The sequence below is a fragment of the Gabonia massiliensis genome (genome assembly GCF_001403595.1).
GTDB lineage: Bacteria > Bacteroidota > Bacteroidia > Bacteroidales > Coprobacteraceae > Coprobacter > Coprobacter secundus.
Window position 1 is genome coordinate 1 of the sequence record NZ_LN877937.1, and the last position, 14,884, is coordinate 14,884.

A 14,884-nucleotide genomic window follows, 5' to 3' on the forward strand; every position below is an offset into this window, starting at 1 on the left:
CCGGACTGCCACAGCTTCAGGAGGGAGAAACCTTGTCGCTCTCCGGCGTGGATCTGCTCGAAAAGCAGACCAAGCCGAAGCCTCTGCATACGGAAAGCAGCCTGCTTGCCGCAATGGAAAATGCGGGCAGGGAACTGGAAGATGCCGAGTTGAAAGCCAGCCTGAAAGATGCCGGGATAGGTACACCAGCCACCCGTGCGGCGATTATAGAAACACTGTTCGCACGCCAGTACATTATACGTGAGAAAAGGAATATTATACCCACAGAAAAGGGACTTGCCGTTTACAGGATTGTCAAGGACAAGAAGATTGCCGATGTCGAGATGACGGGTATGTGGGAAACTGCCCTTGCCAAGATAGAAGCGGGCAGCATGGATGCCGACACATTCAGGAAAGGCATCGAGGTCTATGCCGCCCAAATCACGGCGGAACTGCTTTCCGTACAACTGTCCATTGCCGGAGGTGAAACTTGTCCCTGTCCGAAATGTGGCAGCGGACGCATCCTGTTCTACCCGAAAGTGGCGAAATGTTCCAACGTGGACTGTACGCTTACCATATTCCGTAACAAGTGCGACAAGCAACTGACCGACAAGCAGGTTGTCGAACTGGTGACGAAGCGGAAGACCGGGTTAATCAAGGGCTTCAAGGGAAAGAACGGCAANCAACCTCACGCAAGGCATGTTCGTGGGGGCGGTGGCGGACAACTTCGATGAACGGATAGAACAGAAGATTTTCCACTGTGAAATCGTGGTGGACAACGAGAAGGTGAAACGGGAAACTGCCCGTTACGTGAAGCTGCCGCAGATTATTGACTTCACCGACAAGGACGGCAACGACCGGATGCAGGAAGAGATACAAGCCAACTATGACCGCATCCGTCAGGAAGTCCGGCAGATTGTCGAGGACGAGATAACCCGTATCAAGAATGATCCTAAATTGCAAAATCTACTGAAGTATGAATAATGTATAGAATCATTTAACTTTACTTCTTTATGTTGTTTGAGAAATCGAGCATCAAATGATAAATCGTTATATTATTATTATTAACTCTATGTATTGAATAATATGAATAATCGAAATTATTGACTATTTTTCGCTGTTGTATATTTTGTATTGTATGGGAAGGGAAACTTGAAGTTTTTATAATGTAATTAAGAGAATCAATATTTTCTTGAATATTTATAGGTTGTACGATGAAAGCAATCATACCATTTGTTTTATAATAGCATGAGTATTTAGAGGAAGTAAAACGACAAATTCCCTCTGAAATATATTCTCCATTTAATCCACTTGTACCTTTAGGATTGTTGGCATCCAATCTTTTACATTCTATAATATAGTATGCTTCATCACCTTTAAATGGGTTGATAGGCATTATTCTAATATCTATTCTTCCTTTATTTTCAGGTGTTTCAGAATCAAATAAATAATTCGTAAGATTAAATTGTTGCTTATAATGCTCTTTTTTTAAATAATTGTTTACTATTACATCCCTAATCTTATTTTCATCATTATAAACGTCTACTTTTTCTTTTAACATTAAAAGGTAACAAGCTATTATTTTTGATAAAATACTTTCAAATTCTGCATAATAATAAACAGACGAATATTTATAAGTTGAAGCATTTAATTCTGAAAACATCATAAGCCCCTCCCTATTTTAATAATAGCGTCAGAAAACTCATTTACATCTATGTAGCCAATAGCTTCATACCATAGACGCTTTTCATTAGGTTTTATAATGAAAAAATCATTACCGTTTGAATCAAATCCACGGATATCCTTTTGCACGAATAATTTATCTGTAATTTTTTCTACTCCTATTTTAGATATAAAAGATATTAGTTCAGCGTTATTTTGCTTATTGATCCATACTATATCTTGCTGATAATCTTGTATGGGAATCATTCTAAAAAATACTCCTATAATTTGTTCTGTATACCATATTTCAGCAATGAATTTTCTGTTTTCATTACTTAATTTCGATTTGAATTGTTGTATAAACAATGACACATATTTATTTATAATAACATCTTCATATTTTAAAGGGAAAAACAACCGAACTTTTTCTTCATTATTTCCTACAATAAAAATCCGATTAATGTCTAATGAGTATTTTATTAATGCAGTCTCGATTTCATTTAATTTTAATCTGCTATAAATTGTTTCATTTATATTGTTTAATTCTGTTTGAATCTTTTTATTTAGCGCATCTATCTTTTGGTTATCTTGTAATACCTCTTTTTTCTCTAAATATATCTCTTGATATGCCTTTTCAATTGATTTGATTTTATCTTTAACATTTAAATCAATATAAGGCAAGCTATATTTGTTATAATTTTTAACCCTTTCTCGTTCAATACCAATAGACACAAATGTATTTATAGCATAATAAGCAAACAAAGAAGAGCTTAATATCGCAGCTATATTATAGATTGTATCTATATTATTATTACTTAGACTTTTAATAGATGTTATTGAATCCTTAAACAGCACATCTTGTGTTGAAATAGCACATTTGGCAGTCAAGTTATGTAATTCAATACCTTCCCTTATTAAGAGCATTGGCGCTTTAAATAATCTTTCATCTCTACGTCTATGTACTTTCAATTTTTCAAAAAGAGAAATTTTTGAAAAATCAATAAAAAATGAATTTACACTATATGAATCTATAAAAGGATGTCCGATTAAATGAGTAGCATCATATAATGGATTGCTACTGTATTGAATACCTGTACCTTCAATAAATTTAGATTTATCAGAGATTATATCTCTTATTGAATCATATTCGTCTGTTAGACGTTTCAAAAAATTAAAATCTAAATATGAACCATATACTAATACTTTCCAAAGCCAATCAAAATCTTTAAACTTTTTTTGTTGAACTAACTTGTAGTCACTCCTATTTATGGTAAATATTTTAAATAAAGAAAAGAAACGACTAGGTTTTAATGTAATATGATTTACAATGTTATTATTCGTGTTTGCTCCTTTGGCATATCTATAGAATAATATTGCGGCAGGGGCTATTGCTGGATCATTTGATTTTTCAAAAACCTCATGCCGTACAGGTGCCAATTCGAAAACTCGATCAATAAAAAACTCTTCTAGCAAGTATTGCCTAAATGAACTATTATGCTCTTTGTTATATCCTAGATTATATAAACTACTGCTTCTTATAATTAATGCAACTTGAGTTATGTCAGAACAAAAGTCACTAACCCTAAATACAAAACCTTCTGCTATTTCATTATTGTTAATAGCTATATCAAATTTTAGGGACTGTTCTTTTTCTCTCTTTTTTCTGTCTTTCAAATATTTACTACCTAAATCTCCTATACCTCCACCTTTCCATGGTGGATTACCAACTATAAAATCAAATTTTATAGTTTTAAACAGAGTGTTAAATTCAGCTTTATCGTTAAAAAAATCTGATTCAAAAAAGTTTTCATTGATAAGCCTAGGAAATTTAAAGTCTTCTATTGCTGGAGGGTCTAAGTAATCCAATAGCGTTAAGTATATAGAAAAAATCGCAACTTGAACAGCATTTAAATCTTTATCGACACCAAAAATATTTTTTTTTGTAATATCTTTAATAGTTTCTTTAAATTCTATGGATTTTACATCTACTCCTGATGATATATATTTTTCAATTATTTTTCTAAGAGTCTCAACAAGAAAAATTCCTGAACCACACGCTGGATCCAAAACTTTGCAATCGTAATTTTCTTGAGTATTTAATTTGTTTTCAATGGTTTCTTTCAATATATAGTCAACAAGAAACAAAGGTGTATAGTATGCCCCCTCTTTCTCTTGATTATCTTTTCCTATAAAAAGTTCATATACATTACTGATAAATTCTATAGGGATGATTGAAAAATCGTAAAATTCAAAAAGAGAAGGTTGCATATTGTCCAAATCTTCTCCTTTTAATAATTTTTTTATAGTATTGTAATGAATAGATTGTATTTGAATATACTCTTCATCATGTAAAGGAAATAAGTCTCCATTAAAGCCTGTTTCTGGATTTTCCAAATAATCAAAGAAGTCTCTAGTCTTTTGAGGATTACTAAGAAGATTACAAAAATCTTCATTAGTCCAATATTTGGAAATTCCTTCAAAACAAAGTTTTACCCTACGATCTATTAAATATCGAACAAAAATAACTTTTCCAATTAAGGCATTAGCAATTTTGGAAGCTAACTTCTGTTCAGAGATTAAAATCCTTCTAGCTGCATCGATATTTTTTAGCAGATAATAATCAACTCTATTTTTATAATCTAAAGGTTCAGCATATTTTTCCCAAGTTTTACCTGTGACTAATTCAAAATAAGAAAAATTGTCCAGTTTGTCAATTCCCCCAAATTTTTCTAACGCTTTCTTATTTTTCAGAAAGTTGAATCCATTGTATATATCAACATGGTCATTTTCAATGATAATAGCTATAGGTGATTCATTAAAGTTCCATATAGCTTCATAAAGTTCTTCCTTATTAGAAGGATTATCAAAAAACAGAAGCAAAGGCTTATTATCAAAACAAAAAAAAGCATCCGGCCTTATTTTGTATTCTATTAGTTTTTTTATTCTATTAGGGAAAGACGTTTTCGCTTTCCAAAGACTATCCTTAACAAAAAAAAGTCCATTATTTTCGTTTAACCCAAGAGATGCTATTATGTTTTCTATTCTAATCATTTTTGCTTAAAGTATAGTTCCGCATTATACAAATGCCTTATTATGCAAAAGTACAAAGAAAAAATCACTTACTATCATGTTTTTATCTGATTCTGATATATAAGACAAATTTAGACAGTGCAGGACAAATCGGGACACTCATTGCCGCTTGTCAAAATATAGCATATTTAGTCGTTACCTTTGGACGGGAATAATCCCGTAACCACTAAAATTCCAATTATTTATGGCAAACAGAATGAACCCGCCCGCAGAGGGGCAGGAAAAAGACGTGATGCTGGTCTTGGATAAACAGCAAGGAAAAGTGAGTGCCGTTAAAGGTATCGACAACGAGGGTAATTTGCAGACCGTAGAACCGACCCAATCCCATAGCGGTGAGTTTATGCAGGTGGATAGGAACAGCGATGTGTTCAGCAACTTCATTTCCAATTTCTTCCGCAGGTATCAGGACACGGAGGGACTGGCTTTGTTCCGCAGCAAGGCTACGGAAGCGGAACAGGACGCAAAAGCTATCGAGGACAACCACCGCAACCCAACGCCGGAGGGCGACAGACGGGTGGAAATGTTGCGAGTTCCGAATCCCGACAATAACGAGGGCAGGCAGGACTACCGTTTCGACCCGGCTAAAATCAACTGGGAGGACTTGAAGAAAGTTGGCATTACCGCCGACACGTTGAAAAACACAAAGGATTTCGACAGGGTGATGCGTGGCTACAAATCCCGCAACACCTATACCGTTTCGGGGACGGTAGGCGGTTTCTACCTTAAACCTACCGATGTCAAGCTCTCTTTCTATCAGGCAAAGGACGGGATGGTAGTGCCTAAGCTGCACGGCGTGCAAATGGATGAAAAGCTGCTTCAACGCCCGTATAACGGGCACGAATTTTCCAAGCAGGAACAAGGCAACCTGCTGGGAACTGGCAATTTGGGCGGTATTATCCAAATCAAAGACCCGAAAAACGGGGAGCAAATCCCCGTGTTCGTCAGCCGGGACAGGTACACCCACGAACTGGAGTACATGCGGGCAGACAAGTGGAAATGTCCCGATACCGTTTGTGGCGTGAAAGTAAGCCCGGAACAGAAAGCCGCTTTTAAAGCCGGGAAACCCGTCAAGATGGAAAACCTGCAATTCAAGGACGGGACGAAACGCAGTGCCTATCTTCAAGTCAGCGCAGTGGAGCGTGGCTTGGAGTTCCTGCCGAGGTCTGCCGTCCAGTTCTTGCAGCAGGGGCAGCAGCCCGCACAGCAGCAGGTCACAGGATTAAAGGACGGCAAGGGTGTGGAGTTCAACGGTCATGTGCAACCTGGAGTACAGGGTAAATCCTCCGGCAAGGTGCAGCCGAAAGATGTTATCCCCGTTTCCGAGAGCCGGACGCAGGTAGCGGTCAATTCTGGAGGAAAGACCGATGAAGCAACCAAACAGACCAAAGAGCCGCTGAAACAGGGACAACAGAAACCCACTGCCAAGCAGAAAGAGAAACAGGAAAAAGCACATGACAAGAGCCTGAAAGCGGACAAGCCCAAGAAGTCCAGAGGGATGAAAATGTAGTACCTACCATTAAAAAGTGAAGAATTATGATTGCATTGATAGCGGAAAAGCCCAGCGTGGCAAAAGATATCGCCCGGATTATTGGGGCGACACAAAGGAATGACGGGTATCTGTCCGGCAACGGGTACATGGTGACATGGGCGTTCGGGCACTTGATACAGCTTGCCATGCCCGAAGCCTACGGCGTGGCAAATTTTCGCAGGGAGAGCCTGCCCATACTTCCGTCCGATTTCCGGCTAATCCCCCGTCAGGTGAAAGCAGAGAAGGGCTACAAGGCAGACCCCGGCGTGTTGAAACAGTTGAAAGTGATTAAGGAGGTGTTNGAACACGAAGCTGGATTTTTCAGCGGACAAGACGCTTTCGATAGCACAAAGCCTGTATGAAAAGAAAGTGATGTCCTATCCGAGAACCGGAAGCCGTTATATTTCGGAGGATGTTTTCGAGGAAATGCCGGAACGCATCGCACTGCTGGGACAATACCCCCGCTTTGCCGGATATGCTGCCAGCTTGAACAGCAACACACTGAACCGCCGCAGCGTGAATGACGGCAAGGTAACCGACCACCATGCCTTAATCGTTACCGAGAACCTGCCCGATGAACTTTCCGAAGATGAAAGGGCGGTCTATGAACTGGTAGCCGGGCGTATGCTGGAAGCCTTTTCGGACAAATGCGTGAAAGACTTTACCACCGCTGTATTGTCCGCCGGAAATACCGATTTCACCGTAAAAGGGGCGATAATGAAAGAAGCCGGATGGCGGGTTGTGTTCAACGAACAGGAAGCAGGCGAGGACGGAGAAGCTGCCGGACTGCCACAGCTTCAGGAGGGAGAAACCTTGTCGCTCTCCGGCGTGGATCTGCTCGAAAAGCAGACCAAGCCGAAGCCTCTGCATACGGAAAGCAGCCTGCTTGCCGCAATGGAAAATGCGGGCAGGGAACTGGAAGATGCCGAGTTGAAAGCCAGCCTGAAAGATGCCGGGATAGGTACACCAGCCACCCGTGCGGCGATTATAGAAACACTGTTCGCACGCCAGTACATTATACGTGAGAAAAGGAATATTATACCCACAGAAAAGGGACTTGCCGTTTACAGGATTGTCAAGGACAAGAAGATTGCCGATGTCGAGATGACGGGTATGTGGGAAACTGCCCTTGCCAAGATAGAAGCGGGCAGCATGGATGCCGACACATTCAGGAAAGGCATCGAGGTCTATGCCGCCCAAATCACGGCGGAACTGCTTTCCGTACAACTGTCCATTGCCGGAGGTGAAACTTGTCCCTGTCCGAAATGTGGCAGCGGACGCATCCTGTTCTACCCGAAAGTGGCGAAATGTTCCAACGTGGACTGTACGCTTACCATATTCCGTAACAAGTGCGACAAGCAACTGACCGACAAGCAGGTTGTCGAACTGGTGACGAAGCGGAAGACCGGGTTAATCAAGGGCTTCAAGGGAAAGAACGGCAAGGTTTTCGATGCTTCGCTAGTACTGGACGAACAGTTCAATGTCGCTTTTTCATTCCCTGAAAAGAAAGGAAAGCCGAAGAAATGACTTATCTTTACCGCTGAAATTTCATTGTGATGGGTTTTAAGGCTTATGATAATTGAAATTTTAGTGGTTGCGCCCGGAGGGAAACCGGGCGCATTTTTTATATGTTCCCGTCAAACAGGTAGGTCGAACGGACAATTCCGTTTCCTAATACGTTACTTTCCGACAACTTCCACTGCGAGCCGAATGTTTCCCCGACAAAGCCGATGCCTTTGCCTACCATGACGGGAACGATATAGATTGTCAGACTGTCCAGCAGTCCGGCTTTTATCAGCGAGGTAATCAGTTTTCCGCCACCCACCACCAGTATGTCATGCGTTTGTTTCAGTTCATAAACCTTTTGCAGCGGTTCTTCGGTCAGGAACTCCACCCCGTAGTCCGGCGTTACGTTGGTGTCGTAGTGTGACACCACAAAAGACCGCTTGCTTTTGTGCGGCCACCCGCCCCAGTGTTCAAAGATGTAGTTGTAGGTGTTCGCTCCCATGAGCAGGCAATCCGCTTCCAAGTATTGCTTGCCAACGATGTTTTTTATTTCACGGGGTAACCAGTCCAGTTCCTTGTCTAAGGTGGCTGTATGTCCGTCAAGAGATACGGCGATGTGCGCTTTTATTTGTTTCATACTATCAGGTATTTAACAGTTTAATATTCGTATTCAACTGTCCGCCAGTACCTAAAAAAGAAGCGTGGCTCTTACACTGCTTCGATACGTGGTACTGGCAATACCTTTGAGGAAACAGGCAAGACCACGCTATGCGATTGCATAACGTATCCTGCACTGAATATCCCCTCAATTTGAAAATTTGCCAGTTTTCGTATCAGGACGTTCAGCGGAACGCTAATTTTCAATATTATATATAAAGACGAAATCACAGTCAAAACTGTTCAATCGCCGCTATTCCCTTGTACTACTTTTGCAAATGTAATGAAAATCATTTAGAAATCATGGCATATAATAAAAAATCCTGCCGTGTTATCACAACAGGGCAGGACACGACTAATTGAATGATGACAAAAAACACTGTCTAATCCGTGCGCTCACGAATAAGCCTGTGTATGTCGCTTGCCCGATAGTAATATTTTCCGTCCAGAAGAAGATAGGGCAATATGCCTTTCTTTCGGTAACGCTGCAAGGTCTTGACGCTCACTTTAAGCATAAAGCATAAGTCCTGATTGTCAAGCAGCTTTTCACCGTTCAGGCAGTTGTGGCTGTTCATCAGACGGTCTATCTTTTTATCCTGCATGTCGAGCCTGTCCATGATACGCTCCATCCATGCCACGAAATTGTCATTGTCTATATACATAAGCTACCCCCGATTGAAATTAAATGAGACCTATCATAAAATAACTCTGGTTTGCCGGGTCCTTCAGGATGATTTCTTTCTCCCGCATGAAGCGGATATAGTTCTTGGCTGTCCGCTCCTTAATGTCCAGTACCTGTTGCAACTGTTCGCAAAGGTCTATGTAGGTGATGTGTGTCTGCCGCCCGAAAATGTCACGGGCTACACCCACCAGTTCCCTTTCCTTGCGTTTTTCTTTTTCTTCACGTGGCTTTTCGCCCCGGTACGTGTGCATCCCGGCTTTCTTGTCCCATGCGAAAAGCATCAGCGGTACGTCCAGCGGGCTTCCATCCCTTACTTTCAGGGCTTTCACTACCGATTGCGTGGGTTCATCGTCTTTTTCGATTGACAGGATGGTAGCTGCCTTCCTTTGCAGTTCGCTTCCAAGATGTCCACGCAGTTTTAATCCGTTCGGGACAAAATGAAGTACACAAAGTATGCAGGTGTTGTAGATACCAGCCAATCGATACAGTTCATCTATCACCGCTACGCTTTCTGCTTCATCGTTGGCACTCTTTACGAGGTCGGCGATGCCATCAATGACAACTAACTGGATGCCGCCATACTGGTAGTAGAACTTATCCATGCTTTGTATTATGGCGTTCAACCGCTCCTTTCGGGACATTCCCGTAAGGCAGAACGCTTTCAGTTCTTCTGGTTTTTCTTTTTGCCCCGCTCGTACCAGCAGGTTGCTTACGTTCTTGAAAAGCTGTACTTCCGACTGTTCGGTATCATAGAGCAAAACCGCCTTGTGCCTGTCGTTAGCGGTTATCCGTATGCCCAGCGTGTCTGTTTCCGTATCTGGCGGGCAGATACAGCCTGCCACGATTGCGGCCACATAATTACTCTTGCCCGTTCCCTCGCCCCCGGTGATGCCGAACAGGTTGCCTTGTGTTCCCAGTGGAACATCGCCCGCCGATATAATGACCTGTGCTTTGACTGGCGGATTGTTGAAGTCTATCTCGCATGATTTAAGCATAATCAGTGTGTCGCTATATAGGTCGTCTAAAAATCTGATAAACAATTTCAGGAAATCTTCACGGGTGTTTCCTGCCTTGAAATAATCCGATATGTCCTTTTCCTCTTTTGTGCCCGGAAGTGGGAGCGAAAGGCGTTTCACGCCAAATTCCCCCAGCACTCTTTCCTGTTTACTTGAACTCTCCCTGCCTGTCTTGTCCATGTCGAAAAGCAGGACAATGTGCTTGAAGCGGAACGTCAGTCGATAAACCAGCGTGGACGGTATCATTACCGTTTCACTGTTGAAACAGATGGCATGAAAACCATGTGCTGCCAGTGAGAGTACGTCCTTCTCGCCACCCGTAATAAACAATGTGTCACCTTTGGCAGGCAGTTGCTCCAACCCGAAACAGTAGTTTTCCCCGAAGCTACCGCCATATAGGAAACGGGGTGTGGAAAAGGGACGGTACAGCTTGATATACTGTTTGCCCTTGTAGCCGTACATCGGTTCAGCCGCCGATGAAATGTAGGTGTATGGCTTTCCCTCTACCGTTTCACTGCTGTATTCCCGGAGTGAGCAGACCTTGTAATGCTCCAGCACTTCGGGAGTGATGCCGTACTGCCGCCAGTATTCCATTTCTGCGGTGGAAAATTTCTGTTCCCTAAACTGGTAAGGCTTGACAGGCTTTTCGGGCGATTCAACAGGTGTGTTCGCCGCAATACGTTTGTCGGTAGTCTGGGATATAGGAACGGATGTCCCGGAAGATAAACCCAGTCCCAAGTCCCGGTCGATGGTTTCCAGTATCTCGATGAAGTCCAAAGCCCGGTTACAGTCCAGCCCTTTCAGTTGCCCCACGAGGAAAAAACAGTCGCCGCTGTAATTGTCGTTACCGAAGTCTTTCATCTTGTACATACCGCTATGACGGTCGAAGTAGATGTTGCAGGAAGCCTTGTTGTCTTTATACAACGGATTGAGAAAGTTCCTACCGATACGCCAGTTACCGGGCAGGTAGTGTTTGAACACCGACAAGCCGTTATTTGTCCTGCTTAGTATTTCTTCTTTCCTTAGCATACAATTCATGATTGGTTATCAGGTTACGCATACATTCGTCATTACTCTTTATCAGCCGTTCTTCCAGCAGGCGTTTCAGTTCGCCTATCTTGTAATAACACCGTCCTCCTATGTTGGAGAAAGCGACTACACCTTTTGCACGCAAACGTTGCAATGTTCGGTCGCTGATTTGGAGAAATGTGCAGACTTCGTAACTGTCCACCCAGATTTCATCCTCGTTTTTCGTGTCCTCCTGTGAAAACACATAATTGGCTATCACATCTATCTTAGCCACTATCTCCTTATAGGCTTTTGATTCAATCGTAATCACATCCATATTGCTAACTTATTGGTTTGCCGCAAAGTTCGGTAGAAAAAATAGCCCCAAAGTCATGGTTGTACCTATCATGGTATTACTTTTTTGAGGGAAAAATCGAGTAAAATGACGGATAAGTCCTCTGAAAAGGGGTGATTTTTCAAAGGACTTACCTACAAAAAAAGAAGCACCATATTAGGGTCAACATGGTACTTCTACAGACAATAATACAGAGGATTATTTCATATCATCTTCATTCATCCGCTTAACAAGATTATCTATCAAATGATGAAGATATGCCGTCCGGTTTTTTCTCTCTTTCATAGCTATATATGAAGCATAATAATCCCCTAAATCAATATGGAATATCGTACTAAGAAAATTCATCATTTCTTTTATTTCCACATTACCATTGTTTATGTCGCCTGAAGATACAAGAGAATATCCAAGCTCGATAAGATATGACTTTTTACCTGTGAAGCGGAACGGGTATTTGAAGCATCTTTGTAGATTATCTTCTATATGATTATCTGTTCCCAGTTTCACCAATCGTTTATTAAGATAAATGCGTAGCATTTCATTGACGATAATCTTTGCCACTTTATAGTCATATCCTGTTGAGAAATTAGGGTCTTTATCAAACTGTGCGCTATCGGTACATAACCGCAAATCTGCTTTCCCGCGTATAAAGTAATATTCATCGTACACTGTAGAGTGTGAACGGTAATATTGATAAAAGTCCAAATTACGATTGAAGAAATAGGTCAGACTATCCAGTTCTCGATTGATATGCTTCCTAATTACTTCATCGCTACCATTAGGACATTGTGTTTCAATCTTGTATATTTTATAAAAGAATAACAACCGACCAAGTATTTCCGGTTTCTGTGTCTTGAAAAATAAGATTTCGTCCTCTTTGGTTGGAAATATATAGGTTTGTATTTTTGTTCTCAATTCATCAAGAATTGTTTGCAGCTTATGTACCATTGAAAGAGAAGTTTCGATAATATCATAGCCGTAGAGGTCGATTTCGTCAATCTCTATGTCTATTTCCTGCAATATATTACCTATATACTCCTTCATTTTATTTCATAGTGATATATCGTTTCATGTACGCCTGGGTTTTCGGACAATAAACTAAACATTTCAAGCACGCAACACAGGCATAAACATTTACTATCTCATTCCTTGAAACATTTATGTCCCATCGAACTCCGTTCAACGCTTTTTGTGGACATACATTCTTGCATATATTGCAATTACCACATTGCGATGGTTTGATTTCGTGCTTCATTATTGATAGTGGTGCATTTGTCAGGACAGTACCAAGACATTGTGCGGCTCCATATTCAGCCGTAATGAACAGGTTGTTTTTACCGATATAACCATTACCGCTAAGTACGGCAATGGTCTTATGTGGTAGAACGGATGTTTTTGTTGCGAAGTCAAATGCATTTTCGGTTATCAAAGCATTGTCTGACTGTGATAGTGCTTTGTAACCTTTTCTGACAAGTAGGTCAGTCAGTTTGTCCGCAATTAATCCCACCCGCTTTTCTACTTGTGCATATTCATCACTGAGTGTATGCACATAATCAGGACTATCATGTACAGCTTTGATAAATTGTGGATTTAAGGCAATTCCTATCAATATGGCATACGGTAGCCCCTGGTTTTGTTGTATATCTAGTGTGGAAATATCCACGAAGCGAATAAAATCGGTATTTTCATTTATTAGCTGTTGTTCAATTTCCTTGTTTAAGCTATTCATTTGTTCTTTCGTACAATAGGAATATAAATATCCGTTCTCAACTCCGAAACAGGGGTCTTTTCGGGGGTATTGAGATAGGTTTCAAATGTATAGGGTTCTCGTAGCGTATATTCACTTGTTGGTAACCAATCAAGGTATATGTAACGATATACTCTGTTCAATTCGTGATATAACCCCTTGAATTGAAATACTGCATATTCTCCTGCTTCAATTTCATAAACAGAAAAGCCATTGGGTACGTTAAATGATTCTGGAACAGTTATACCCACCATAAACCGAATTTGTTCTTCCGAAGAAATTAGTGGACAATCTAATGTAAGGCTTATGTATTTACAGCCGTTTGACTGCAAATTGCAATTTTCAGAAAGACGTAGAATCTGTTTCCATAATACCGTAAAATCATGGTTTATGTGTTCAGTCCATTCCAATTTCAAACAGACAATACGGATTGTTGGAATTTTCTCAATGCAAGGAACTATTTGCACTGGATGTATTCCCGCAGGGTCTGCATTGGAGTGTCGCTTCCGAAATTCCGGTATCGTACACTTAAAATAACTCTTGAATGCTCTTGAAAGTGTATGTTTATTTTGGTAGTTTATTTGGCATAATAACTCTGTAACGCTTATATTGGTTGATATTAACTTGAAAGCAATATATTCTAATCTCAACCGTTGAATGTAAAGCCCGACATTTTCACCACATACAGCTTTGAAAACACGCCGGAAATGGTATTTGGAAATACCTGCCGCTTGCGACAGGGTATCTAAACTAAGTTCATCGAACAAATGTCGGTTAATATATTCTTGTATTCTCACAATCAACTCATACAGTACGTGTGCCGTATTGATTTTTTGTTTCCATCGTTTGATTTCGGGAAGCCGTCTTGACATTATATCCCTAATTTCTGATGAAGTATAGGATATGCCTACTTCTTTATAGTATTCTTCCGGGAAAAGTCCCCAAAGGTAAATCAGATAGTCCATTGAAAAATCATACCCCTTGACACCATGCTTTAAGCAATAGTCACAATACTCCGTACTTATGTTTTCCCCAAGATTATTATAGTCAATATTCAAGGGAATTCCACAAGTTTGGCAATATTTTATTTCTGTATCTGTTTGCATCATTATTTTGATTATCGGAAGCAAAGTTACTTAATGGGTTATGAAAAGAGTTACCATAAATAGCTATCTTTTAATATGTTCTTTTAAAATTTTATTTGTCATACTTCCTAACAGCTCTTTTTAATAGTCTATGAACTATAAATTTGTGAAATATCCATATCGCAAGAAAATACACTTTACCTAAAATATTATTGTATTTTACGAGTGTAGTTATACTTGCTATTTGTTCATTTCGTTTTGCTTCAATGCAAGATATAGACACATAGAATGTCAAATGCTTATCTTTTGTCCCTAAGATGATCTCGTGGCTATTTTGTTCTATGATTAACTCTTTGAACGATTTACTTGCTTTTATATTTAATGGTTTTACAATAAAATCACGTAACTTCAATAACCATGATACCCATTTAGGGTATTGGATGAACATTAAATCAAACAGTTCTTTTACAGCTACATTTGGCTTATTTGTAAGTTTTTCGCAAAAACAATCTTTATAGTCTGCTGGGAGATATTTGACAATCAAACTATCTTTTTGTTTCATGATTTAC

Annotated in this window: 11 protein-coding genes and 3 pseudogenes; 4 read left to right on the forward strand and 10 right to left on the reverse strand. The window is 40.3% G+C overall.

Going from position 1 to position 14,884, the window contains the following annotated elements; genetic code table 11:
• Together BN2628_RS01195 and BN2628_RS01200 are read left to right on the forward strand one after the other, a co-directional pair.
• Positions 1-659 (forward strand): annotated as a pseudogene (locus tag BN2628_RS01195) (DNA topoisomerase); the annotation flags it as partial.
• Between the two features lie 4 nt (positions 660-663).
• A pseudogene (locus BN2628_RS01200) lies at positions 664-963 on the forward strand (hypothetical protein); the annotation flags it as partial.
• Positions 964-982: 19 nt separating this feature from the next.
• Here the strand turns inward: BN2628_RS01200 and BN2628_RS01205 are convergent.
• Both BN2628_RS01205 and BN2628_RS01210 read right to left on the reverse strand, forming a co-directional pair.
• Positions 983-1,645 carry a hypothetical protein gene (locus BN2628_RS01205; RefSeq protein ID WP_154668358.1) on the reverse strand — a complete coding sequence of 221 codons (663 nt, stop codon included), beginning with the start codon at positions 1,643-1,645 and terminating at the stop codon, positions 983-985.
• Positions 1,642-4,692, reverse strand: coding sequence for an N-6 DNA methylase (locus tag BN2628_RS01210; protein ID WP_055095673.1), 3,051 nt, complete (start codon positions 4,690-4,692; stop codon positions 1,642-1,644). Before BN2628_RS01210 ends, BN2628_RS01205 begins: the two co-directional genes overlap by 4 nt.
• A 223-nt stretch (positions 4,693-4,915) precedes the next feature.
• Between BN2628_RS01210 and BN2628_RS01215 the strand changes: the two genes are divergently transcribed.
• Positions 4,916-6,238 (forward strand): DUF3945 domain-containing protein, encoded by a 1,323-nt coding sequence (locus BN2628_RS01215; RefSeq protein WP_055095675.1) that lies wholly within the window; start codon positions 4,916-4,918, stop codon positions 6,236-6,238.
• A 26-nt stretch (positions 6,239-6,264) separates the two neighbouring features.
• Positions 6,265-7,786, forward strand: a pseudogene (locus BN2628_RS01220) (DNA topoisomerase).
• Between the two features lie 97 nt (positions 7,787-7,883).
• Here the strand turns inward: BN2628_RS01220 and BN2628_RS01225 are convergent.
• The 8 genes from BN2628_RS01225 to BN2628_RS01260 form a co-directional block, all read right to left on the reverse strand.
• A complete protein-coding gene (locus BN2628_RS01225) occupies positions 7,884-8,402 on the reverse strand; it encodes a dihydrofolate reductase family protein (protein ID WP_055095678.1) in 519 nt (172 codons plus the stop codon).
• Positions 8,403-8,805: 403 nt separating this feature from the next.
• Complete coding sequence (locus BN2628_RS01230) at positions 8,806-9,084, reverse strand: helix-turn-helix domain-containing protein (RefSeq protein WP_055095680.1); 279 nt, start codon at positions 9,082-9,084, stop codon at positions 8,806-8,808.
• A 19-nt stretch (positions 9,085-9,103) separates the two neighbouring features.
• Complete coding sequence (locus BN2628_RS01235; RefSeq protein WP_055095682.1) at positions 9,104-11,149, reverse strand: bifunctional DNA primase/helicase; 2,046 nt, start codon at positions 11,147-11,149, stop codon at positions 9,104-9,106.
• Entirely contained in the window at positions 11,112-11,465 is a 354-nt protein-coding gene (locus BN2628_RS01240; RefSeq protein ID WP_055095684.1) for a helix-turn-helix domain-containing protein, read from the reverse strand. Before BN2628_RS01240 ends, BN2628_RS01235 begins: the two co-directional genes overlap by 38 nt.
• 216 nt (positions 11,466-11,681) lie before the next feature.
• Entirely contained in the window at positions 11,682-12,527 is an 846-nt protein-coding gene (locus BN2628_RS01245) for an RteC domain-containing protein (protein ID WP_055095686.1), read from the reverse strand.
• Between the two features lies 1 nt (position 12,528).
• Positions 12,529-13,212: a 4Fe-4S dicluster domain-containing protein gene (locus tag BN2628_RS01250; protein WP_055095688.1), complete on the reverse strand. Its 684-nt coding sequence runs from the start codon at positions 13,210-13,212 to the stop codon at positions 12,529-12,531.
• Positions 13,209-14,336, reverse strand: coding sequence for a GyrI-like domain-containing protein (locus BN2628_RS01255; RefSeq protein ID WP_055095691.1), 1,128 nt, complete (start codon positions 14,334-14,336; stop codon positions 13,209-13,211). The genes BN2628_RS01250 and BN2628_RS01255 overlap by 4 nt, the downstream gene beginning before the upstream one ends.
• 91 nt (positions 14,337-14,427) lie before the next feature.
• Entirely contained in the window at positions 14,428-14,877 is a 450-nt protein-coding gene (locus BN2628_RS01260; protein ID WP_082430116.1) for a DUF2867 domain-containing protein, read from the reverse strand.
• Positions 14,878-14,884 lie beyond the last annotated feature (7 nt).